Here is a 23,116-nt window from a genome sequence, read left to right as displayed (position 1 = left end):
GCCAACATGCGATTGGTGGCCCTTTGTGTCGTTCTTACTAGTAATGCGGCTAGTTGGATTGGTTGACGACTATTGCAGCAATTCCTTGATGGCGTCCGCAATTGGGGTCAGCGGATGGCCGAGAATTTTTTCAAAGGTGATGGGTGATAGTGACGCCTCACCGTTGTTGCCCTGCAGCGTGTAATCCTGGTACGAAGTGGCTAACATGGCTCCCTGTTCACTGATGTCCCATTGCGCCATGATGTGCGTAAATTCCTTCCGGCTGACTGCGGTTGACTGTAAGTCGCGGCCCACGGCGGTGCTAGTGGCTTCGGCGAGCTGCTGGTAGGTGATCGGTTCCCCAGTGAGCGTGACAACTTCTAGTGTTGTGGCCGTGGCAATCACGCGTGCGCCGGCTTCGGCGTACTCACGTTTTAGGGCCCACGCAATTTGGCCGTGGGTGGCAAAGTATGGTGCCGTGTTGTTTTTAGCGGCGGCGGCCAAGTAGTCTTGCATTAACTCCAAGTACCAACCATTGCGGAGAAAGGTGTGCGCAATGCCGGAAGCGGCAATGGCCACTTCCGTTTGGTGGTGGTTGTCTTGCAGGCCAAATTTATTGTACTGGGGGTCAGCGATACTCGTGTACGCGATAAACTGCACGCCGGCAGCTTTGGCAGCGTTGATGACGACTTGCTGAGCCGCGGGGTTGGAGATGGAGACGAATAAAAGTCGGTCAATTCCCCGTAACGCGGCGACCATAGCGTCGTAATCCGTATAGTCGGCCACGCGTAACCTTATAAAAATAGCATTTTATAAGGATACCTTATACAATGTCCATGGCAACAACATTGTGGGGGTGGACATGATGCCAAAGCAGATGAAGCAGGTGTTAGCGGACGGTTTAGAACAAATGTTGACAGAAATGCCGTTAAGCAAAGTGCGTGTGGTCACCTTGTGCCAACGTTGCGGGGTGACACCGCCCACGTTTTACTACTATTTCCACGATAAGTATGAGGTGGTAGCGTGGGTGTTTATGGGCGACTTTACCCAAGCTTTTGCGGACAAGGCACCGGCGTATTCGGTCACGCGCATCAAGCAGGTTTTGACCATTATGGCACGACACCGCGATTTTTACCGGGCCGCCTACGCCGAAAATGGGCAAAATGATATTAACAGCTATATTCAGGCCTTCAACGTCGATCTGGCAGCCAACGCCTGTCGGGCAGCGGGAATTCCGTTTGATAATCAGCGCCAACTGGCGGTGACATACCATTCGTACGGCATGATGGGCCTATTTGTGGAATGGTTACGTGGTGACGGGCAATTTGAGTTGAACGATTTGGCTTCGTTTCAGTTTCAGCACACGCCAGCCTTCTTGAGTCAGGCGCTCCAGCAGTACGCTTTTTCCAGTCAGCAGTTGTTGCAGTAATTGCATCTAGGTTAGTGGTGGGTACAACGTTCATAGTAAGTACCAATATAAAAAGAACCTTGCAGATCCCAGTTATGCGGATCTGCAAGGTTCTTTTTCTGTTTCTACACTGTCAGGTCAGACCAGCGACTAGTCTAGTCGTTGGCGTGCACATCAAAGGCACTGAGCAGCATTTGCTCCACACCGGGGGCTTCCGGATCATGGCTGCCTTTGCCAGTGTCCAGGGCGCGTAGACTGGTCATTTCTGCAGCGGTGAGCGAGACATCAAAAATCTCGCGGTTGGTTCGCATGCGCTGAGGATGAACCGACTTAGGGAGCACCACAATACCCTCTTGGTTCAAGAAGCGCAGAATAATTTGGCCTGCATCCTTGTGGTAGCGTTCAGCTAATGTGGTGATGGCGGGGTTAGTGAGCAGGTCAGTGTTGCCATGACCCAGTGGCCCCCAAGCTTCAATGGCGACGTGGTCTGATGCCAACAGTTGCCGCAGCGGTTGTTGCTGGCAGAAGGGGTTACACTCGACCTGGTTGATTGCTGGCTTGGTGGCAAATTGCGGCACGTAGCGTTGCCACAGCTTGGGGGTCATGTTGGACACGCCAATGCTACGAATTTTACCGGCTTGTTGAGCCGCTTCCAGAGCACGCCAGGCACCGGTAACATCCCCATATGGTTGGTGCAACAGGTATAGGTCCATGTAATCGATACCCAGAGTCTGCAAAGATTTGTCGATGGCTTTGCTGGCGGCTTCAAAACCGTAGTCCTGCAGCCACAGCTTACTCGTCACCCAGATCTGGTCACGGGGTACGGCGGCGTCGCGGATGGCCCGGCCCACTTCGGCTTCGTTGAAGTACGCGACCGCGGTGTCGATGTGCCGATAACCGGCTTGCAAAGCCGCGGTGACGGCCTTGTAGGTACTACCATCATTGGGAATTTGGAACGTACCAAAACCGATGGCCGGAATTTGGTGACCATCATTCAATGTCAATGTTTCAGGCATACTAATTACCTCCTTGTTGAGCTTGGCGCAGACTGCTACCAAAAATTTGTTCAATCGTATCGGGATCGCGGTGATCAAAGAACTGGCTGACACCCTGGTCGAGTCCGGTGATGGTGGTCATTTCGTCGGGTTGCAGGGTGAAGTCAAAGACGTCCAAGTTTTCCGCCATCCGCGCGGGGTGGACGGTCTTGGGAATCACGGTGATGTCACGCTGCAAGAGCCAACGTAAGATGACCTGACCGGTGGTTTTTCCGTGAGCGGCAGCAATGGTCTGCAACTTCTGGTTGTGGAAGATACCATTTTTGCCCTCTGCGAACGGTGCCCACGCCTCCACGCGTACGTTTTCGCTTTGGTTAAAGGTCACTTCTTGTGGCTGTTGGTACCACGGGTTGACCTCAATTTGGTTGATGGCCGGAGGAACTGGCATGCTTAACTCGAGGTTCTTTAGCTGGTCGGCGTAAAAGTTGGACACGCCGATTGCCCGCAACTTACCGGCTTGCTGGGCTTCCTGCATTGCGCGCCAAGCCCCCATCACGTCGCCATACGGCTGGTGGAGTAGATATAGGTCCAAATAATCAAGGCCCAGGCGTTGCAGCGAGGCGTCGATCCCGGCTTTGGCCCGGGCATAACCGTAATCGGAAACCCACAGCTTTGAGGTCACAAAAATCTGGTCACGGGGGACGCTGCTTTTGGCAATGGCGGCGCCGACCGCCGTTTCATTGTGGTATGCGGTGGCGGTATCGATGAGTCGGTAGCCAGCGGATAAAGCGGCGCTAACGGCAGCTTCGGCGGCGGTAGCGTCAGCAATTTGGAAAACACCAAAGCCTAATGTGGGCATGGTGACACCGTTATTCAATTTAATGGTCGGAATACTTGTCATGAAATTACCTCCTAATGACAGTGTAGTGCGGTCGCGTCGGTTTGAAAATTGTCCAATAAGCATGTTAGTATACGCATAACGCAAGCTAAAAAAGGGGGGGGATGGTCATATGATTGATGCCTACTTACTGGAGGAATTGGTGGTGTTTGCCCGGGTGGGCACCCTCGCAGCCACTGCCGCTCAACTCAATATTACGCAACCGTCAGTGTCCCGTGGCTTACGCAAGCTGGAGACCATGATTGGCGTGCCGTTGTTTCGGCACGAACCTAACCGCTTGGTTCTGACCACGACCGGTCGGTTTGCCGTCCACCAAGCGGAAGAGTTGTTGGCACGCGAGCGTGACTTTGCGACCACGGTGGTTAACTTTGCGCATCAGCAGCACAGGGTGCGCGTGGGGATGACGATTCCGGGCCCCTTGGCGGTGCTGCGACGATTGACCTTGCCGGACAACGTGGAGGTCGTGGACACACTATTTGCTCCGACGGCAGTAACCACGGTGTTGCGTCAGCGTCAGTGCGCCGTGATGTTGAGCACGGCACCAATCACGGCCACGGACATCGACACGACTACGATCGGCGTGGAGGCCTTGCGTGTACACCTCGACCAATTTTCGTCCCTAGCCAACCAGACCAGTGTAAGTTTTGCTGATTTGGCGGGTGAGAGCTTTATCGTGCTCGGTGCGATTGGTCCATGGCGTGACCTAATCCAAACCGACATTCCCCACGCCAAGTTTATGTATCAAAGTCGGGATGCGTTTACGGAACTGATCGCACATTCACACTTTCCGTATTTTTCAACCAACGTCACGATGTCGTCCGTGAGCTCAGTGGATGACCGGGTCGCCGTGCCCATCAGTGATGCTCAGGCGCGGGTAACGGTCTACGCCCACTACTTACGCGATAATGCGAACAGCGTCGCGTCGGTGGTCGACTTGCTTCGTCACCATTGGCCGTCCGCGTAACTAACCGATTCATTCCCACCAGCTATATATGTATTTGGAGGCTGCTGATAAACAGCCTTTTTGGTGAATGAAACGGCTATACCAAACAAACTTTTAGCCTAATAATCCAGCGCAAATACTTTGGTCGGCTGGTGACCATTAGCCTATATTGATGTTACCGACCATGGTAAGATAAAATCAGTTTTCACATCAAAGGAGTTCAACATTGCCTACAAACCAACCAACAACCATTACGTTAATGCGGCCAGACTTGCCAGGTATCAGTGCTCACCAAATTGAGCAGGTCCTGGCCCTGATGGCGGATGGTAACACCGTGCCGTTTATTGCGCGGTACCGTAAGGAAATGACTGGTAGCCTGGATGAAGTACAAATTCAGGCCATTGAAACCGCACATGCCCGCGTGGTGAAGCTCGAAGAACGCAAAGCCGCGGTCCTCAAGAGCATCGACGAGCAGGGCAAATTGACGCCCGCGTTGCGGCACCAGGTAACGGCGGCGACCCAACTACAGGACGTGGAAGACCTGTACTTGCCGTACAAACAGAAGCGGCGGACCAAGGCCATGATGGCTCGCGCGCACGGGCTGGCCCCGTTTGCCGAGTGGCTCCTGCAGTTTCCGCAGGGGTCAGTGGAGGCTGAGGCCGCCAAGTACGTTGATCCCGCTCAGGCGGTCACATCGGTGGCGGACGTGCTGGCCGGGGCGCACGAAATTTTGGCCGAGACCTTCAGTGAGCTGGCGCCCATGCGAACGTGGATTCGCAGGTACACGCAGCGGACCGGGAGCATCCAGGCCCGGGTGCGTCCTAAGGGTCGGGCACTAGACGAGAAGGGCGTGTACCAGCAATACTACGACTTTGCTGAACGCATTAACCGAATGACCGCGACCCGCACATTAGCGCTGAACCGGGGCGAGCGGGAGAAGGTGCTGTCGGTCAAAGTGACGGTGGATACCGGCGCCATCATGAATTATTGCCACTTCAAGTTGGTGGGCCAGCACCCCCACACCGCGGCTACGGCGCTCATCGAAGCGGCGTACACTGATGCTTACAAACGGTTCATTGGGCCAGCCATCGAGCGTGAGGTGCGCGGTGCGTTGACCGCTACCGCGGCGGCGCAGTCCATTAAGGTGTTCGGGCAAAACCTGTACAATTTGTTGATGCAAGCACCCATGCAGGGCCAAGTAGTGCTAGGTTTTGATCCGGCCTACCGTACCGGCTGCAAGCTGGCAGTGGTGGATGCTAACGGCAAGTTGCTGACCACGGCCGTGATTTACCCGCACAAGCCGGCTCCGGCCGCCCAGCGCGCGGCCGCCACGCAACAGTTGCTGGACCTCATCGCGCAGTACCAGGTGACGATGATCGCCATTGGTAACGGTACGGCCAGCCGCGAGTCGGAGCAGTTTGTGGCCGCAACTTTGCAGCACCTGGATCGCGACGTCTATTACGTAATTGTCAACGAAGCGGGCGCGTCGGTGTACTCCGCTAGCCAGGTGGCGCGCGACGAATTCCCGGACCTGCACGTGGAGCAGCGTAGCGCCATCAGCATCGCCCGGCGGTTGCAGGACCCCCTGGCAGAGTTGGTCAAAATTGACCCGGCCGCGATCGGCGTGGGCCAGTACCAGCACGACTTGCCAGCCAAAGACCTGGCGGCGGAGGTCGACGCGGTCGTGGAGCGGGCGGTCAACCGGGTGGGCGTCAACCTGAACACGGCGAGTGTGCCGTTGTTGACGCGTATCTCGGGGCTGTCGGCGACCATTGCGACCAACATTGTGCGGTACCGCGACGAGCACGGGCGTTACAATCGGCGCACGGAGTTGCAGCACGTGCCGCGGTTGGGGCCCAAGGCTTACGAGCAGTCAGTCGGCTTCCTGCGCATTATTGGCGGGCACCAACCGTTGGACAATACCGATGTGCACCCGGAAAGCTACCCGGTAGCGCGGCAGATCATGGCTGCGGCGGGGGTAACGGGTGACCAGTTAGGCACGCCGGCCGCTAACGCCCGCATCCAGGCAGTAGACACCGCGCCGATTGTGGCGGCGGGCGTGGGCCCGGCCACGGTGGCTGACATTGTGGCGAGCCTGCAGCGTCCGGGACGCGACCTGCGTGACGACATGCCGGCGCCGCTCTTACGGCACGACGTGTTAACGATGGCTGACCTTCAGCCGGGGATGCGGCTCGAGGGTACGGTGCGGAACGTGGTCGACTTTGGGGCGTTCGTCGACATCGGCGTCAAGCATGACGGGTTGGTGCACGTATCGCGCATGGCCAAGCAGTTTGTCCGCGACCCGAACACCGTGGTGGCGGTGGGCGACATCGTGACGGTGTGGATCGAGTCGGTCGATTTGCAGCGCGAGCGGATCCAACTGACGATGGTGCCCCCAGTAGCAAAGCAGTAATACCAAGATAGCTCCAAGCAATCTGCCCACGTCGGTGCGTGCGGATTGCTTGGAGCTATTTGTGTGTAGGCAGGAGTTGCTATCAATATGGATGCGCGTCTTGTCCGGGGTTGCGTAAGGCCCACGGTGTCGGGCACGGGCACCACCAGTTGTCGGTACCGCAGTGGGTCAGTGGTTAATAACCAACGTATGCTACAATGGAAGCGCTTCACAAATACATATTGCTGGGAGGACAACCATGTTTCAATATTCGCTCCGTTACACCCTTGACCCACGGACCAACACGCCGACCCAAGACGCCAAGTTATACGCCTTCGTCCAGGCGGCGCAGATCGACAACGTGGCCTTTTTTATCAATCCGGAGGAACTCAACGAAAGCCACCTCAACGCTGCCCAAACACAAGTGTGGCTAGACGCGATTCGCCCGGTGGCAGCCCGGCTGGCCCAGCTGGGGGTCAGCACGAGCCTGAACCCGTGGACGACGATCATGCACTCGGACCGGGGGCACAGTGTGGATCCGGCCTTGGGTATCCACACGTTGGTTGATATCAACGGACGCCAGGCCACTGAGATTGCGTGCCCCGATGATTCGGGGTGGCGCCAGTACCTAGCCGACCGGTACGCACAGTACGCCACCCTGCATCCCCGCGAACTGTGGCTGGAGGACGATTTCCGCCATTATAACCATACGCCGCTTAAACTGGGTTGCTTCTGTGACCACCACATGGCCATCTACCAGGCCAAGCTGGGGCATCGGGAAAGCCGGGCGGACTTTGTCGCCGCCATGTTGGCACCCGGCACGCCGACACCGGAACGCAAAGTTTACCTGGATACCGCGCGGGCGGAGATGCAGACGACTGTCCGTCTGATCGAACAGCGGGTCCACGCGGTTTCACCGACGACGAACTTGGCGCAAATGACGTCCTTTCCTAACTGGCACGCCGTGGAGGGGCGCGACTGGGCGGCGCAATTCGACGCGCTGTCCGGTGCCGGTCATCCCCGCGTGGCCCGGCCCCACCTGCCCGCGTATAACGAAATTGCCCCCCTGAGGTACAGCCGCGTCTTTGAGGACTACACCCGGACGACGGCCGCGTACCTTGGGGATGACGCGGAGTTGTTTCCGGAATTAGAGAACTACATGTACTCGCCGTTTGCGAAGTCGGTCGCCTTCACGCAGTTTCAAATTGAAACCGCGGCGTTAGTGGGTGCCCGCGGCATCCTGCTCAACCTCTTTGACATGATGGGCAACGGTATTGATGACGATTACCACTATGCCGAAATGTTGGCGCAAAGCAAACCGTTTCTGAACCAGGTGAGTGACCACCGGCTACGGATGAGCCACGCCCGCGGCATTCAGGTGTTGGTGGACCAAGATTCGGCGTACACCATCCACACCACCGCTGGGCAAGATCCGGCTGAGTTGTTGCCGCACGAAACCAACTGGGCGGCGCTACTGGGTACAATGGGATTTGCGACCACGATTACGCCGGTGGGGCCGGACGTGCATCTTCGCGGACGGCAGTTAGCCATCAGCGGCCAGTTACTGCGCAACTTTGATCCGGCGACCACGCGGCAGCTCCTGACGGATAACGTCACGTTGCTCGACGGGGAAGCTGTGCAAGTGGTGCTGGATCAGGGACTGGGTAGTTTACTGGGTATCACCAATGCCGAGTGGCACGGGGTGCGTACCGGCTACCAATCTTACGAAGCGGCCGACGGGCACACCGTTGAGGGCGTCGTGGCGCCGCGGGTGACGATGCTGCAACACACTGGTGACTACCTGCAGCTCACGTACGCGTCGGACGCGCAGGTGGACGTTTGGAGTCATGCGTACAACGCCCACGGCGACCAGCTGGGTAACGTGATGGTAATCATTAACGGCCAGACCATCGTGATGCCAATGGCAGCGGATCCCAAGTACGGCTGGGAGTCACAGTTTGTCGGGTTCAAGCAGGGCTTGTACCAGCAGATGCTGGCGCGGGTGACCAAAGTCGACTACCTGGTCGGGGCACCGAACGTGAAGTTTGTGGTCACCCAAGACGACCGGCTAACGTTATGGGCGGCAAACTTTACGCTTGACGACTATGACCAGCTGGTTTGGCAGCCGGCCGCACCGGTGGCAGCGCTGACCGCCACGGTGGTCAGCCGTGCCCGGCACGCTGCGGGTAACGTTACGACGTGATGGTGACCGGATCCTGATTCCGATACCGTTGCCGCACCTACAAATGGTACAAATTCGCCTCGATTAGTATGGCCTGGAGGCCTGGAGGTATGCGTATTTGGTAATGCTAATTGGTGATGGCCGGGCTTATACTGAAAGCAAACAGCACTGTTGGTATTGATCACCATAAGGAAGGGGTGCCTGTATGGGGGTTAACCAAATTGATGTGTTTGCCCACGTATTGCCGCCCCGGTTTCTGGCGCAGATGTTGCAACTAGCGCCGGACGCCCTCGACCGTAATGCCTGGATGCGGCACCCGTTATTAACGGACATGGCGGCACGAGCGGTAGCGGTGCCAGCTGACGAACGGCAGGTAATTTCCGCGGCGGTACGCATGATCGAGGACGACGTCGCCACTAACGACCAGCTGATGGGCATTCAGCGGTTTACACGTGCGTTGGGGCGCTCGCGGTCGACTTTTATGGCGTTGACCACGTATTGTACGGGACCGATGCACCGCTGGGGATTGCGCCCAATGGTGCGGGGGCCACGATTCGGGCGGCCATTGCGGCCACGTCTTTGTCTCCGGTGGATCAGCGACGCATATTAATTGGTAATTGGCAGGATATGATGAAAGGTGGTAATTAAGTATGGAGTATACAGAAATTGGCCATACCGGCATTAAGGTCGCCAAGTTGTGTGTCGGCGCCATGAGTTTTGGCAAGGCGGGTACGATGCATGACTGGACGTTGGACCAGGACCAGACTGACGACGTGGTGGCCCACGCGTTGGCGGATGGCTTCAACTTCTTTGATACGGCGAATACCTACTCAGCGGGGACCAGTGAGGAGTACCTAGGTCGCGCGTTGAAACAGCACACGACCCGGGACAAAGTTGTGCTGGCATCCAAGGTGTACTTCAATCCGGGGCGGCTGTCCAAGGAGGCCATTAACCGTGAAATTGATGGTTCGCTGAAGCGGCTAGGCACTGATTATCTGGACTTGTATATCATCCACCGGTTTGATTACGATACGCCGATTGAGGAAACGATGGCAGCGCTGGACGGTTTGGTCAAAGCCGGCAAGGTGCGGGCCATCGGGGCGTCCGCAATGTATGGCTACCAGTTCTACAACATGCAGCTGGCGGCGCGGGACAACGGCTGGACGCAGTTTTCCGCGATGGAGAACCACTACAACTTGTTGTACCGGGAAGACGAACGCGAATTGATCCCGATTTGCAAGCAGATGGGCGTTTCGTTGATGCCGTACAGTGCCCTAGCTTCAGGGCGGTTGGCCCGGCCTAACTGGACGGCCAACACTAAGCGCAGTCAGACGGACCGCGTGGCGCGGGGCAAGTATGACCACACTAAGCAGTACGACGTGAAGATCACTGAGCGCGTGCACGAGCTGGCCGATAAGTACGGCGTTAAGATGGCGCAGATCAGCTTGGCTTGGCAGTGGGCCAAGGGTGTGGCTTCACCGATTATTGGGGCGACAAAGAGTCGTTACCTCGATGATGCGGCGGGCGCATTCGATGTGCACCTCACCCCTGAGGACATTAGCTATCTTGAGGAACCATACGTGCCACACAAAGTGGTGGGTGCCATTGACCACAATCCGGCGCAAGGCGTGACCTTGTTGGATGCAGATCCTAAGTAAATTGCAGTTTAGAAAGGCTACGGTGCTGAGCACCGTAGCCCTTTTGCGTTTACTCTTTGCCGCTCAAAGACGCGTACCACGTAGATGAACGCAGCGACCGGCGCAATTTTAGCCGGTGGCGGTGGTCGCCAGTGCGAACGTCGGAAAATCGACCCTAATGCCCAAGCAATTCGCCAAAACGTCAGCCGTTAACCCGGGTAACCAATGCTATAATGATATCAGAGATAAGCCCACATTTTCCTGGGTATAACTTGTGGGTGCATGAATATTGGTAAGTTGGGGGTTATCGATAATGAAAAAGCACATTAATGGTTGGCGCCGACTGTTTACTACCGTCATGAGTTTGTTGCTGATTGTGGGACAGTTGTTGATGGTTGCCCCGACCAACGTTGGGGCGGTTGATACCGCCCGGGAATTGCCGGCGCAGGGACTAACGGCTGACGACGCCACCGTGAAGGACCAAAACGGGACGGTGGTGCAGAATCCCGATCAGTTAACGTTATGGGACAATGTCTACGTCCAGTATAAGTGGTCGCTCGCTGATAATGTTCAAGTCCAGTCAGGCGACTATGTGACCGTAACGCTACCAGACGGCGTAGCATTTAATCAAGTCCAGTCCTTCCCGATTGTCGATAAGCAAACGGGTGAGACAGTGGGCTCATTTTACGCTGCCAAGGGTGCCACAACGGGCCGCATCACCTTTAACACCTTTTACCAAACCCACCAATACGGCAAAGCGGGTACGCTGGAATTCTGGGCGCGTGGCGAAAAGAATACTGGCGGTTCCGCGGCGGGCAACCAGGACTACGCGCGCAAGTTAGGCTGGCTGATCGACGAGTCGTTTGATCAGCAGACTCAGCGTTACCAACAGGTGCAGTGGCAGGTAGCCATTGATCCGAACGCACAACACCTGAAGAACGTGCAGCTGGTCGATACGGTAGATACTTCCAACCAAACGATTGCGACGGATACCATTCGCGTCACCGCGGCAGATTCAGGGCAGACAATCCCGACTAGCGATTATACGGTGAATGTCAACGGTGGGAAGATTACGGTGACGTTCAATCAGGATGTGACCCAGAGCCTGAACCTACTTTATGCTACGAACATTACGGATAAGGATTACATTGCCAGCGGTGCGGCCGCCATCATGAACAACAGTTTTACGATGACGGGTTCATTGGTGACCGCAAATGGGGATGTCCCCTTCGATAACACCACGGGTTCGTACGCTGGTTCCGCACAGGTGCGCGTTGGTGGTAGTGCCACTGGCGGCGGCATTGAAGGGCGCACCACTGTGACTGGCCACAAAGTGTGGGCCGATAACGATAACCAGGATGGGTTGCGCCCAGCGACCATTCAAGTGGGTGTTTTTGCCAACGGTGGAACTACACCAGTACAGACACAAACCGTGACGACTCCCGCCAGCGACTTTACCTTCACGAACTTGCCGGAAGTTGATGCCAACGGGACGCGCATTCATTACACCGTGAAGGAACTGAACGTCCCGACTGGCTATACCAGCACCGTGGACAATAGTACCAATACCATTACGAACACACACACCCCGGCGACGACGACCATTACTGGTACCAAGACGTGGGCTGATCATAATAATCAGGATGGCATCCGGCCGAATGCGGTTACGGTGGGGCTATTCGCTAACGGCATCCAAGTGGCAACACAGACGGTGACGGCTGCGCAACAGTGGCGGTACCAGTTTACCAACCAGCCGCAAAAAGCTAATGGTCAGGACATCAAGTACACCGTGAAGGAGCTGAACGTCCCGGGTGGTTACACTGACAAAGTTGATGGATTCAACATTACGAACACGCACACCCCGGCGACGACGAAAGTCACGGGCACGAAGACGTGGAATGATGGTAACAATCAGGATGGTTTGCGGCCCAGCCAAGTAACGGTTGGTTTGTATGCTAACGGTTCGCAGGTCGCGACGCAGACGGTGACGGCGGCGGATCATTGGCAGTACAGCTTTGATAAGTTGCCGGTTAACAAAGATGGTCAAGCCATTAAGTACACGGTACGAGAAGTAAATGTTCCCCAAGGGTATACGGCTCAAGTGAATGGGTTCAACATTACAAACACGCACACCCCGGCGACGACGAAAGTGACGGGCACCAAGACTTGGGACGACGGTAACAATCAGGATGGTTTGCGGCCTCAGCAGGTGACGGTCGGTCTGTATGCCAACGGTCAGCAAGTGGCCACGCAGACAATCACCGCAGCTGATCACTGGCAGTACAGCTTCACCAAGTTGCCGGAGTATGACCAGGGTCAAAAAATCAACTACTCTGTTCAAGAAGTTAACGTTCCGCAGGGCTATACGGATCAGGTCAGTGGGTTTGATATCGTTAATACCCACACCCCGGTAACCACGACGATAACCGGGATGAAGACGTGGAATGATGACCATAACCGTGACGGCTTGCGGCCAAGCCAGGTCACGGTGGGGCTCTTTGCCAACGGCCAGCAACTGGCTACAACGACGACGAACGCCCAGCAGGGGTGGCGGTACCAGTTCAGCAACCTGCCGGTGAATGCCGCCGGTCAGTCAGTGCTGTACACGGTCAAAGAGTTGAACGTGCCTAAGGGTTACACGGCCAAAGTTGATGGGTTCAACATCGCGAACACCCATACGCCGGCGACGACAAAAGTTACGGGCACCAAGACCTGGGACGACGGCAACAACCAGGATGGTTTGCGGCCAAACCAAGTCACGGTGGGGCTTTACGCGAATGGTGAACAGGTGGCCACGCGGACGGTAACCGCTGCCAGCCACTGGCAGTACAGTTTTGACAACTTGCCCACAAAGAGTGCCGGCCAAAACATTAAGTACGCGGTCAAGGAACTGAATGTACCCACCGGCTACACGGCTAAGGTTGATGGGTTCAACATTACGAACGTACACACGCCAGCCACAACTGCAGTGACCGTTAACAAAATTTGGCAGGATCACAACAACCAGAATGGTATGCGCCCGACAGCCATTACGGTCACATTGTTGGCTAATGGTCAGCCGGTGGCTACGCACCAATTAGATACTACGCATAATTGGCGGTATACGTTTGCGGACTTACCAAAGTTCGAAGCTGGGGCCAAAGTCGAATACACGGTGCAAGAATTGAAAGTGCCTGTGGGCTACACGGCCAGTGTTGACGGATTCGATATTACGAATACACTCGTGCCGACGACACCGACGACACCGACGACACCGACGACACCGACGACAACGCCAACGACTTCAACGAAAGCGGTGACGCCGGGACAGCCGTTCAATCCGGCGACACCAACGACATCAGTCACGCCAGCGGCAGTACCGCAAGCACCGCGAGCCCAGGCTAACCCGCAGCACCGGGTATTTCCAGCTACAGGTGATGAAATTGCTCGGGCGGCCGCAGTGGTGGGGCTACTGTTCCTCGCTACTGTCAGCGTTTTGGGTTATCGCCGTCTACATGGTTAGTTGATATAAATAAATCCTCTGGTTACTGCCAATTTGCAGTAACCAGAGGATTTTCTTTACTTAAATTCGTGCAGTAATCAGCTCCGCCAGCTTAGTAGTGATCAACTGATTGCGGATGATTGCTTGATTACGCCGGGCGCGAGGCACGAGTGCCCAATATTCCTGGGCTAGGTGCGGACTATCTGCTGTTACTAGCAGTAGCGGGCCCACCATCGAGCTACGGATCCGCATTGCGGCTGGTGTCAGCGTTTGGAGAATGAACGGGGCGGTTTGCGGTTGGCCCATGAAGAATGCTTCACTGACGCAATTTGGTGCTGGATGGAGCCACCAGGGCGGTGCTGCCGCCACGGCGTCCACGACGGGAGTTGCGGGGGTGACCAGCAATGGCACGGACAGGTGCCAGGTTGCTAGTGCCTCCCGGCAACGGGCCATCACGACCGCTTGCGGCCGACTGCTAGTGAAAACAACGTTGCCGTTGCGGGCATATGAACTTACGTGGTCAAACCCTGCGGCCACAAAGGCAGTACGCAATTCTGTCATGCTGATACGGTGCTTGTTACCCATGTTGATTCCGTGTAGTAGGGCCAGGTACTCCATTGTTGTCTCCCCCTCGACTATTTGCTGATATTTTATCATGTTTCCACATTGATTAGTTATTTTATGTAGTGATACGTGCGTGCAATAACAGGCCAATAGCGATTTAGTGAGTTTAGCCGGTCAAGCATCGACGGTATTTTAATGTGCCTCCCATACCAAATTCTGGAGTTGCCAGCAAATTGACGCGTCCCTTGCAAAAGTGCAGATATGCAAATTTGCTTCCGTTAATAGTTAACGCCCAACATAATGACTTTGTAGCAACACTAACGTTATTGCATCGACCCAAGAATGGGTACGGCCGCCGGGTAGCGGTATGCGGCAATGACGTATGGAGGGGTCAATATGGGTAGTACGACAGGTAACAACAATCTACAGGCGTTAGGGAAGTTCTTCCACGAGTACCGCGTTGGTCGTGGGTTAACCTTGAACGAAGTTAGCGGCGAATGGTCTGCTGCCACACTGTCGCGCTTTGAACGTGGTGAACTGGATATTAGTACGGACAAAGTGTTGGGGTTAATGGCCCGTTTGGGGATCGACGAGTTGGATTTCATCAGCTATTACATTACCGACTGGAGTAACTTACCGTTGGATCTGCAAGAGCTCATACAGCTGAATGATGTCCCCAAATTGCGGAAACGTGAACAGGAGTACTTTGCGAACCAACCGCAGACAACGAACGTCACGGAGTTGGTGGCAATTTTGTTCCGTGCCGGTAAGTTCTGGCCCCGGGCCCGTTGCCGCCTGACCGATGAGGAGGAGCAGCGTTTGGCGGATTACCTCAACAATCCTGGGCAGTTTGGGCTGATCGAGGCGGAGTTCTTCAAGGCCATTGTGGGTCCGGCGAGTCATGAATTACTCGTGTTACTCGCACAACGAGCGCGCTAAGTATCACAAAATTGGAGTGGTGCGCGGGAAATGCAGTTACTGATGATTTGGCTCGGTGCCTTGATGGACCGCGATATGGACTTGGCTGACGCCATCGCCCCTGAATTAACCAGTAGCTTTAAGGTACCCCGAGTCAAGGCAGCCCTCACGGAGTTTCTGCCCAACTGGCAGTTCGGCCAGGCGGTGTACCGTTGGTTGCACGTACCCACTGCCGACAATAGCCAGCGCGTGGTGAAGATCATCCAAGCGCTACGGGATTTAGGGGTCGAAACCGACGCCCACTGGTTTGAGTTAATGTTTAACCGGGTTCAGGTTGGCAAAGTTTACCACAACCAGCACTTGGTTGATCACGGGGTGCACATTCAGCACGGAGACACGGCGGCCGCGGTGGTCCACAATCGCCGGCTGCAGTTGCACCTCAGTATTCGTGAAGTAGCCCGTGCTTCCAGCACCTCCGCCATTCGTCGCTTTGAGAGCGGCCAGACGCGTCTATCCTTTGGGTCATTGGTGCGGCTGACCGGCGAACTCGGATTGTTAGTCTCCCAGGTACTTGCAACGCCCGTGCCAGCAGGCGATGGTAGTCCGGCACTTCTTACGCTGCGCACAACGTTTAAGCGGGTGAATGGTTTGGACCGGGCGCGGGCACTACCAATTATTGAGCAATTCTTGCAGCAACAACCGTACATGCCGCAGAAGACTGAACGCGCTGAACGGCTGATCCTGTTAGCGGCAACCAAGCAGGGGCTAGTTGATGATGCCGAGACCCAGCAGGAGGCTACCGAATTGGCTAAAGGCATGTTGCAAATGAATTTGTGGGGTTCTTTGGAGACTCATGCCACCATTCCGTTGGCGACCATACTGCCACCGGCCCAATTATCCTTGCTGTTTAAGAAAGGTTGGCGGGTTTTGGCCCGTCATCCGTACACAGTGGGGGCGAATTACTATTTCTGGGGTATGAGCGATGCCATCAGGCGGATCGTGCGTAATTTCGATGCTGAGGCGGCGAAGAATTTTTTACGGACGTTTGATTGGTTGCCCAAAATTGCTGATCCGACGCCGATGCGCTGGCAGTCAGTAGGTATGTGGTACGCCGCCCGTTACGTGTTGGAACCGACGCAAGAACATTATCAGCAACTGGAATTGTTCGTGCACCAGACCGTCCTGACGGGTCACACTGATACTTTGGCCTCCCTGAAAACAGAGTGGGCTGACAAGTTGCCGGCTGGTACGTTTGATGACGCGGCGGTTGAGGAGCACGACCACGCGTAAAAGCAACTAATAATGGTCATACGTATTAACGAAGAGGCAGATATGCAAATTTACTTCTCTTTATCATTATTACTTTGCATAATGTAACTATAAGGTAGTCTTGGTCTAGTTGAGTTTGAGGGATCAGACAGTCTATGGAGTAAGATCATGGGTAGTGTAGTTAGAACCATCTGAGACGGGCGGTACTTGAAGCTGGGGTTGCAATTGCTGGGTAACAATTGTAAGCACCCAGTCGGTTAGTACAGGCATCTGCCCGTTCGTATTCAAAAAGCTCCAGTAACCGGGTAACGGTCGCTGGAGCTTTTTGGTGTCTATTTGTAACTAGTCGGCTGATTCTTCCGTGTTTGTTGCTGCGCCTTGTTGTCGCTTTTTGTCCCTGTGGTCTTGGTACCACCGATAGAGCCACCACAGTAGCAGTAGCACCAGTAACAGAATGATTGCGTCCCGCCACAAGTTCATTGGGCTAAAGGCGTCTCGCGGAATGGTGTGGGTTTGCTCTGCTTCCTTGATGGGTACCTGTTTGCCATATACCAGCAAGCGGTGGTCGTTGATACCAATTGGCGTACAAGTCATCAGGATGGCGCGATTCTGTCGTCCCTGGACGTAAAAGTGTGACACGGCGTCGGGACTTTGCGGGTCAATCACTTGCTTGCGGTAAACCTTGTAGGCGAGGCGGTGGGCAAAGACGTCTAGGTAGAATACGTCGCCTTTCTTCATGTAACGAATGTTATCAAAGAAGATTTTATTAGCCATCCCGGTGTGTCCAGTAACTGATGAGGTAACGTAGTGGCCCTTGGCAGGAAGCGAGGTAAACGGCATAACACCAGTGCCTTTTGCCAGGACCCGGTCGCTATCCCCATAGTAAATTGGCATTCCCTTTAACTTGATGCTGGGAATGGTGATGTTGCCAATTGCGGCGTGGGGATGGCCATTCATGATCTGCTTGATAGTGACTTGGTGGTAAGGCCGCACCCGGTGTTGCTGGGTAGCATATGCGTTAGCGTTGTAATGACGAATTAGTTCATCACGTTTTGCGTCGGCCGGATAGAGATGCTTGCGGTAGGCTTCTGCCAAGTGCATGCGCTGGTTGGCCTGTTGGTGTTCGTAGATCATGGGGGCGAAGAAAATGATGGCTCCCAAAACGACCATGGTCCCGAAGAACCACTTCAACCAACCGTGTCGATGCGACTGGATTGTCGGGCCTTGGGGTACTGCGGTGGTACGTGGCTTGGTGGACACGGTTTTCCCTCCTTTACATATGTACAAAAATGTGGTGTCAGTACTAACCCGGCAACGTTTGGTGAAGACAATGCACAGCTTGGGGGGCGGGCGGCGTCTAATCACATACTGGGGTTTATACTGGGCACCACTAAGTATGATGGCACGACGCGCATGTACGCAACATTTTGGGAACGCGTCGTACCGTCAAAAACTATCATAATCATTTTGATGGTGGCTGTGAGCAAAGGGGACAAATGTGACCTGGACAGAACTGACCTGTTAACCCCTACTAATCCTGCTAAGTGATGGGTGACTATTTTGTAGTGCCTACCGATGCACCAACCATATCAACTTGCTCATCGTCGCACAAGTTTACGTCAATCTGGTGAGAAGCGCTTCATAATAAGGACACAAGTGACCACCATTTGCTATAATAATTGTATTAGAGGGGGCTACGAAGACAGCCTGGTGCACAAAATCACTGGTTGTACAACTTGGTGATTAATGGTTTACAGGTAGCGTGGCGAACGGTAAATATTGGGGGGCCAATCATGGCTGTTGATTTTGAAGCGGTAGGACGGTATATCGAGGAGTTACGCTTAGCTAAGCACATTCCGCGGCACCGCTTAGCGCAGGATTTGGGCTGGTCGCAAAAGACCCTGCAACGAATCGCGCAGGGGCAAGTGGACATGAAGCTGAGCCAGTTCATCCACCTGTTGTCCTACCTGACGGCGGAACCAGAGGAAGTCGATGGCTTAGTAGAAGGTCACACCTGGTCGTTTGATCAAGTTGACGGTCACATTATCAACGCGGGGGCAACGGGTGACACGAAGCAGCTTGAAGCCACCAAGGCGGAATTGACCGCTGCGATGAAGAAGGAATACCTGCCGTGGATGAAAAGCGAGATTTTGACCTGTGACATCATGTTGTGCGAGCTGCGTGGGGATGATGATGGCGCCCACCAGGCAGCCAACCGCCTGTTTCACCAGCTGGCTAACTACGAGCAGTGGACGGCCTTTGATTTCCGCGTGGTGAGTCGGGTCGTCAGTTACGTACCATATGCTGAACTACGCGACACGTTCAAGGGGCACGAACTTAATGAACGGGCGTTGGGCTGGACGCGGTTGGATGACCAAGCTGACGCTGTACTGGATAGTTTCTACATTGGTTTGATCGATAGCGCCGTGGATTCGGGTAAGGTGGACAATGTTTTGGAGGTTTGTGACCTGATTCGCCAGCGCGTGGTGTTATGGAGCAACTACTATTTCCGAATGTATAAACGGTTGTGTGTTGCCATTGTGGAGTTGCTCACGGGCGACCAGCAGCAGGCCGTTAAGATGAAGGATGACTTGCTGGCCAGCGTCGGTGGGTTCATTCCACACAACATTTTTCAGCGTGACCATGATGGTATTGAGCAATTGTGGCGCAACGTGGAACGCCTGCGGGCTGGCGCCACTGAATAAAATACACGTTCATGTTCAGAGCAAGCAAACAGCTCCTGACCAACTGGGTAATTACATACCCAGTTGGTCAGGAGCTGTTTGACTGTCATGACGATCATTACCGCTTGGTGGCGTAAAATCCGTGGTAGGCATAGGCCAAGAGTATGATAAACACAATCAAGAGTGTGGCGATGAGTGGTCGGTTGAGGTGGTTATTAGCTAGTGCACCTGTTAGCCGTTGGCCGCGGCGGAGCAAGGTTTGTGACGCTTGTTTGCGTGGAGCGTGGTAGCGAGTGACTTTGCTCAAGCGAGCAATCACCACGCGGCGAAACGGGGTGTTGAGCGGGCCTTCACAGTGGATAAGGGTGATACGGCGCTCGCTGGTCTGGTTCAACACCGTCGTTTCGGTTTCGCGAATGACCCGGTTGTAGACTACGCGGTAATGGTAAACGTGTTGAAAGTCAGTTTGCGCAATCTCGTCACCGTGATGTAAGTCCTTAGTGCGATTTAAGAGGATATCTGCCCCCACCAGGTTGTGGGACGCGTAAACGTTGTTGCCACTACCCATGCGGCGGTCTGGAAAGTAGCGGGCAACCCCGGTCGACAGGGTGGCGTTGTTGACTACTGAGTAGATGGTCAGGTCCGTTTTAATGGCGGGAATTCGCAGTTCGCCCATGCCGTATCGCCGTTGCAGCGCACTGGCGTGGGCTTGTGCGTGGGCCAAAGTTGCGGTGTCGACATCATTGATTTTGGTGTAGTGGCCTGCCTGCTTGTGCGCGTTAATGGCTGCCTGGGCCTGCCATTGCTGCACGGTTATGGGGACGTCCTGGGTAATGATCAGACCGCCAAGCCACACTGCAGCGGCGGTCAACAAGAGGAGTAAAAGTGGACTCCAGAACCAGCGAATAAAGTGTTTCATAGTTAGTGCGTCCTTTGGTTGTTTTGGTGCGACCAGTTACGCACCACCCACCAGGTAATGGCAATGACAGCACAGAGGGTCACTATTGCCACAACGATTGTGAACCAATGGGGAAGGTTAGCAGTTACATGTTTGTTGGCGTTGGTACTTATAGTGGTTCGCGCCGTGATTGGGACACGACGGCCAAAAATTAACAAGCGGTGCGAGTTGATAAAAATGGGAGTGCACGTCAGCAGTACCGTGATGTCTCGACCCGGTTGGATTGTCGTTGGTGCCAGTGCGTGATGACTGTTGGGGTCCACAACGATTCGTTTGTACACCCGGTAGGCGTGGCGTGGTTGGCCCAGTGCGGTGACGTAGAACCGGTCGCCATTGTGTAGGTGTCGAATATTGTCAAAGATGATTTGGTTATTGAAGCCAGAGTGTCCAGAAATTACGCTCAGGGTTGACCGGCCACCAATGGGCAGGCTGGTACCTGGCATCACTCCAACGCCGTGGCTAAGGGTGGTGTCGTCATCACCGTAGTAGATAGGCTGGTTAATGAGGTGGATGCGGGGGGCCGACACGTAGCCAATCACGTGGTGTTGTTGGGCCCGGGTCAGCGGTAACACAGGAGCTTGGTGTCGTGCTAGTGCTTGGTTATACTGGCGCAAGGTCCGCGTTTGTCGTGTCTGGTTGGACTGTTGATGCTGGTAGACGGTGACCTGCCGTTGGTAGTGTTGCTGCACCATGTGGGAGTATACAGTTGGTGCCAGAAGCAGTGCGAAGCCCACAATAATCAACCCAATGTAAATGCTGATGGCCCAATGGTCCTGTCGCCGTCGTGGTTGCATACCAATTCTTACCTTTCTTAGTGTATTGATGTGTTAAGCATACCATCTGGCAGCAATACTACGCATGATTAGTGGTCACTTCTGACCGGGCCACTTCTGTCCGGTCCAGCGTTATCCTGCACTAAACATGCTACATTAGCCTCATATAGGAAATTCGGTAACTTGAGGAGCCCTAGAGAATGAAGAAGATAACGATTGTTCGGGGGCTGTTGGCGCTCGGTTTGGCTTTGGGTTTGGTGAGCACAATCCTTACAGCCGGTACCAACCAACCGGCTATACCCGTAGTGGCCGCCACGGCGGAGGACAACACTTCGGACCGCACCATTACTTTACACAAGTATACAGAAAGTGCGACGCCTACCTCAGCACAGGCGACTGGTACTACGGCCGATGCCAGCAACGTACCCGCGGATAGCAAGCCACTGCAGGGCATCCAGTTTCGGGTCGAACGGGTGGACAAAGTGGCGGGCAAGCCACTCGATGCTAGTGATAGTAGCACCTATGCCGTTGATAATAGCTTTCCCGCCAAAACTACCACGACGGGTAGCGATGGCAAGGCTCAGTTGACGGTCGGGACGGGCAAAGACGCAGATGGGTATTACCTGGTTACGGAAGTTGCCAGCAAGCTGGTGGCAACGGCTACTGCTCCGTTCATTGTGCACTTGCCACAGACTACTAAGAATGCCAGCACAGGGGATATGACCCTACTCTACGATGTAAACGTGTACCCTAAGAATAAGGTGGACGACAACGCGGTGGCGCTCAATCCAGAAAAATTTGTGACGAATGATACTAGTGGCACCGGCACGACTGCGACGTCGGTCATGCAGGGTGGCTTTGCCATTTGGAACTTGGTAGTGACGCGGCCAGCCGATATCAAGGCCACAGACGACAATGGTAATATCACCTACGCCAAGGAGGTTGCGTTTTCGGATCCGCTCGTGACTAGCAATCTCAAGTATCTAGGTTACAATACGCCATACTTCAAGGAACCTGATGGTACAAAGATCAATTTGGACACGAGTGATTACGACGATAGCGGCGCCCAACTCAATAGTTTGGTGACGGATGGTAAGTATTCTGTATTGACGTTTAAGTTGAAGGCAGCAGGCATTCAGAAATTTGCTGCCGAGCCGGCGGGAACCAAGCTGACGGTACCAATTGGTACCACGGTTAATCCAGACGTCACCGGGAAAATCATCAATACCTTTGATACCTTCTACCAGGGGACGGCAACCAATACTATAATTCATGAGCATTCAGGTACCACGGATCCACTCAAGGACGGCGCAAGGGATGTGGACAAGCCGGTTCTGCCAACGAACGCGGATACTGGGGCACCAGTTATTTATACCGGAAACGTCGATATTCATAAGACGAATGAGAACGGAAATAATGTGGCACACGCCACCTTCAAATTATATAACAGTAAAACTGACGCTGAGGCTGGTAAGAATCCGGTGCAAACCGGGCCGAGTGCGGATCCGTCCGTACCGGATCACGACCTGACGGCGGTATCAAATGCACAAGGTATTGCTGAATTTACCGGACTTAAAGTTGACCCGACTACTCAGCAACAAACCTACTGGGTGGTAGAAACGGATGCTCCGGTGGGCTACGACCTCAACGGACAGGTCTTCGAGGTAACCGCCAAACGTGATACCACAGTAGACGCAACCGTTAAGGATCACGATAACGTTCTACCCAACCTTCCACTAACGGGGCGGGACGGGCGGCTACTTCTCTATGAGGTGGCGGCCTTGCTTATTGGCACTGGTGGTCTCGGCGTAATCTTCATGAAACGGCGCCACGCTGCCCCAACTAAATAGTGTGTCAACGGAACAGCCACACGCCTGTGTGGCTGTTTTTAGCGCGATATTTGGGCGCAAATTTGCCTGTCATAAATAGGTACTGCTAGTTGCCGCTCTAATTAAAAATAAGGGGTCAGAAGTGGCCAGGACAGAACCGGCCACTTTCCACACCAGGTAAATGTTGGGTGCTACTATGAACCCAT

The 23,116-nt window shown here is 54.6% G+C and carries 18 protein-coding genes; 11 read left to right on the top strand and 7 right to left on the bottom strand.

The window, feature by feature from the left end; translation table 11 throughout:
* Nucleotides 1-69: 69 nt before the first annotated feature.
* Nucleotides 70-765 carry an NmrA family NAD(P)-binding protein gene (locus FD19_RS04310; RefSeq protein ID WP_056969202.1) on the bottom strand — a complete coding sequence of 232 codons (696 nt, stop codon included), beginning with the start codon at nt 763-765 and terminating at the stop codon, nt 70-72.
* 76 nt (nt 766-841) lie between these two features.
* Here FD19_RS04310 and FD19_RS04305 point away from each other — a divergent pair, with 76 nt between their 5' ends.
* On the top strand, nt 842-1,408 hold the full coding sequence (locus tag FD19_RS04305) for a TetR/AcrR family transcriptional regulator C-terminal domain-containing protein (RefSeq protein WP_156321861.1): 567 nt from the start codon (nt 842-844) through the stop codon (nt 1,406-1,408).
* A 134-nt stretch (nt 1,409-1,542) separates the two neighbouring features.
* On the opposite strand, the gene FD19_RS04300 is transcribed toward FD19_RS04305, so the two are convergent.
* The gene (locus FD19_RS04300; RefSeq protein ID WP_054749948.1) at nt 1,543-2,403 is read right to left on the bottom strand and encodes an aldo/keto reductase; all 861 of its coding nucleotides are present in this window, start codon (nt 2,401-2,403) and stop codon (nt 1,543-1,545) included.
* Between the two features lies 1 nt (nt 2,404).
* Nucleotides 2,405-3,283, bottom strand: coding sequence for an aldo/keto reductase (locus tag FD19_RS04295; protein ID WP_054749950.1), 879 nt, complete (start codon nt 3,281-3,283; stop codon nt 2,405-2,407).
* 109 nt (nt 3,284-3,392) lie between these two features.
* On the opposite strand from FD19_RS04295, the gene FD19_RS04290 reads away from it, so the two are divergent.
* From FD19_RS04290 to FD19_RS04265, 6 genes are all read left to right on the top strand, one after another.
* A complete protein-coding gene (locus FD19_RS04290; protein ID WP_054749952.1) occupies nt 3,393-4,244 on the top strand; it encodes a LysR family transcriptional regulator in 852 nt (283 codons plus the stop codon).
* Nucleotides 4,245-4,482: 238 nt separating this feature from the next.
* A complete protein-coding gene (locus tag FD19_RS04285) occupies nt 4,483-6,636 on the top strand; it encodes a Tex family protein (protein WP_056969298.1) in 2,154 nt (717 codons plus the stop codon).
* 238 nt (nt 6,637-6,874) lie between these two features.
* The gene (locus FD19_RS04280) at nt 6,875-8,818 is read left to right on the top strand and encodes a hypothetical protein (RefSeq protein WP_056969201.1); all 1,944 of its coding nucleotides are present in this window, start codon (nt 6,875-6,877) and stop codon (nt 8,816-8,818) included.
* A 184-nt stretch (nt 8,819-9,002) separates the two neighbouring features.
* Nucleotides 9,003-9,407 carry a hypothetical protein gene (locus FD19_RS04275; RefSeq protein WP_054749956.1) on the top strand — a complete coding sequence of 135 codons (405 nt, stop codon included), beginning with the start codon at nt 9,003-9,005 and terminating at the stop codon, nt 9,405-9,407.
* Nucleotides 9,408-9,447: 40 nt separating this feature from the next.
* Entirely contained in the window at nt 9,448-10,455 is a 1,008-nt protein-coding gene (locus FD19_RS04270) for an aldo/keto reductase (RefSeq protein WP_054749958.1), read from the top strand.
* A gap of 292 nt (nt 10,456-10,747) precedes the next feature.
* On the top strand, nt 10,748-13,936 hold the full coding sequence (locus FD19_RS04265; RefSeq protein ID WP_056969200.1) for a Cna B-type domain-containing protein: 3,189 nt from the start codon (nt 10,748-10,750) through the stop codon (nt 13,934-13,936).
* A gap of 60 nt (nt 13,937-13,996) precedes the next feature.
* On the opposite strand, the gene FD19_RS04260 is transcribed toward FD19_RS04265, so the two are convergent.
* Complete coding sequence (locus FD19_RS04260; protein WP_054749966.1) at nt 13,997-14,533, bottom strand: DUF1697 domain-containing protein; 537 nt, start codon at nt 14,531-14,533, stop codon at nt 13,997-13,999.
* Nucleotides 14,534-14,875: 342 nt separating this feature from the next.
* Here FD19_RS04260 and FD19_RS04255 point away from each other — a divergent pair, with 342 nt between their 5' ends.
* Together FD19_RS04255 and FD19_RS04250 are read left to right on the top strand one after the other, a co-directional pair.
* Entirely contained in the window at nt 14,876-15,418 is a 543-nt protein-coding gene (locus tag FD19_RS04255; protein WP_054749968.1) for a helix-turn-helix domain-containing protein, read from the top strand.
* A gap of 30 nt (nt 15,419-15,448) precedes the next feature.
* A complete protein-coding gene (locus tag FD19_RS04250; protein WP_056969199.1) occupies nt 15,449-16,687 on the top strand; it encodes a helix-turn-helix domain-containing protein in 1,239 nt (412 codons plus the stop codon).
* A 321-nt stretch (nt 16,688-17,008) separates the two neighbouring features.
* Here FD19_RS04250 and FD19_RS04245 read toward each other — a convergent pair whose 3' ends face one another.
* Nucleotides 17,009-17,926 carry a class C sortase gene (locus FD19_RS04245; RefSeq protein WP_054749975.1) on the bottom strand — a complete coding sequence of 306 codons (918 nt, stop codon included), beginning with the start codon at nt 17,924-17,926 and terminating at the stop codon, nt 17,009-17,011.
* A 533-nt stretch (nt 17,927-18,459) separates the two neighbouring features.
* Here FD19_RS04245 and FD19_RS04240 point away from each other — a divergent pair.
* The gene (locus FD19_RS04240) at nt 18,460-19,371 is read left to right on the top strand and encodes a helix-turn-helix domain-containing protein (RefSeq protein WP_156321862.1); all 912 of its coding nucleotides are present in this window, start codon (nt 18,460-18,462) and stop codon (nt 19,369-19,371) included.
* A gap of 97 nt (nt 19,372-19,468) precedes the next feature.
* Here the strand turns inward: FD19_RS04240 and FD19_RS04235 are convergent, their stop codons facing one another.
* Complete coding sequence (locus tag FD19_RS04235; protein ID WP_054749979.1) at nt 19,469-20,269, bottom strand: class A sortase; 801 nt, start codon at nt 20,267-20,269, stop codon at nt 19,469-19,471.
* Nucleotides 20,270-20,271: 2 nt separating this feature from the next.
* Nucleotides 20,272-21,102 carry a class C sortase gene (locus tag FD19_RS04230; protein WP_054749981.1) on the bottom strand — a complete coding sequence of 277 codons (831 nt, stop codon included), beginning with the start codon at nt 21,100-21,102 and terminating at the stop codon, nt 20,272-20,274.
* A 179-nt stretch (nt 21,103-21,281) separates the two neighbouring features.
* On the opposite strand from FD19_RS04230, the gene FD19_RS04225 reads away from it, so the two are divergent.
* Nucleotides 21,282-22,931, top strand: coding sequence for a SpaH/EbpB family LPXTG-anchored major pilin (locus tag FD19_RS04225; protein ID WP_056969198.1), 1,650 nt, complete (start codon nt 21,282-21,284; stop codon nt 22,929-22,931).
* The last annotated feature ends 185 nt before the right edge of the window (nt 22,932-23,116 follow it).

Source organism: Lacticaseibacillus thailandensis DSM 22698 = JCM 13996, from assembly GCF_001436135.1.
In the GTDB taxonomy this organism is placed as follows: domain Bacteria; phylum Bacillota; class Bacilli; order Lactobacillales; family Lactobacillaceae; genus Lacticaseibacillus; species Lacticaseibacillus thailandensis.
The sequence above is the reverse complement of the archived record's forward strand: the minus strand, read 5'-3'. Positions and strand labels throughout refer to the sequence as shown.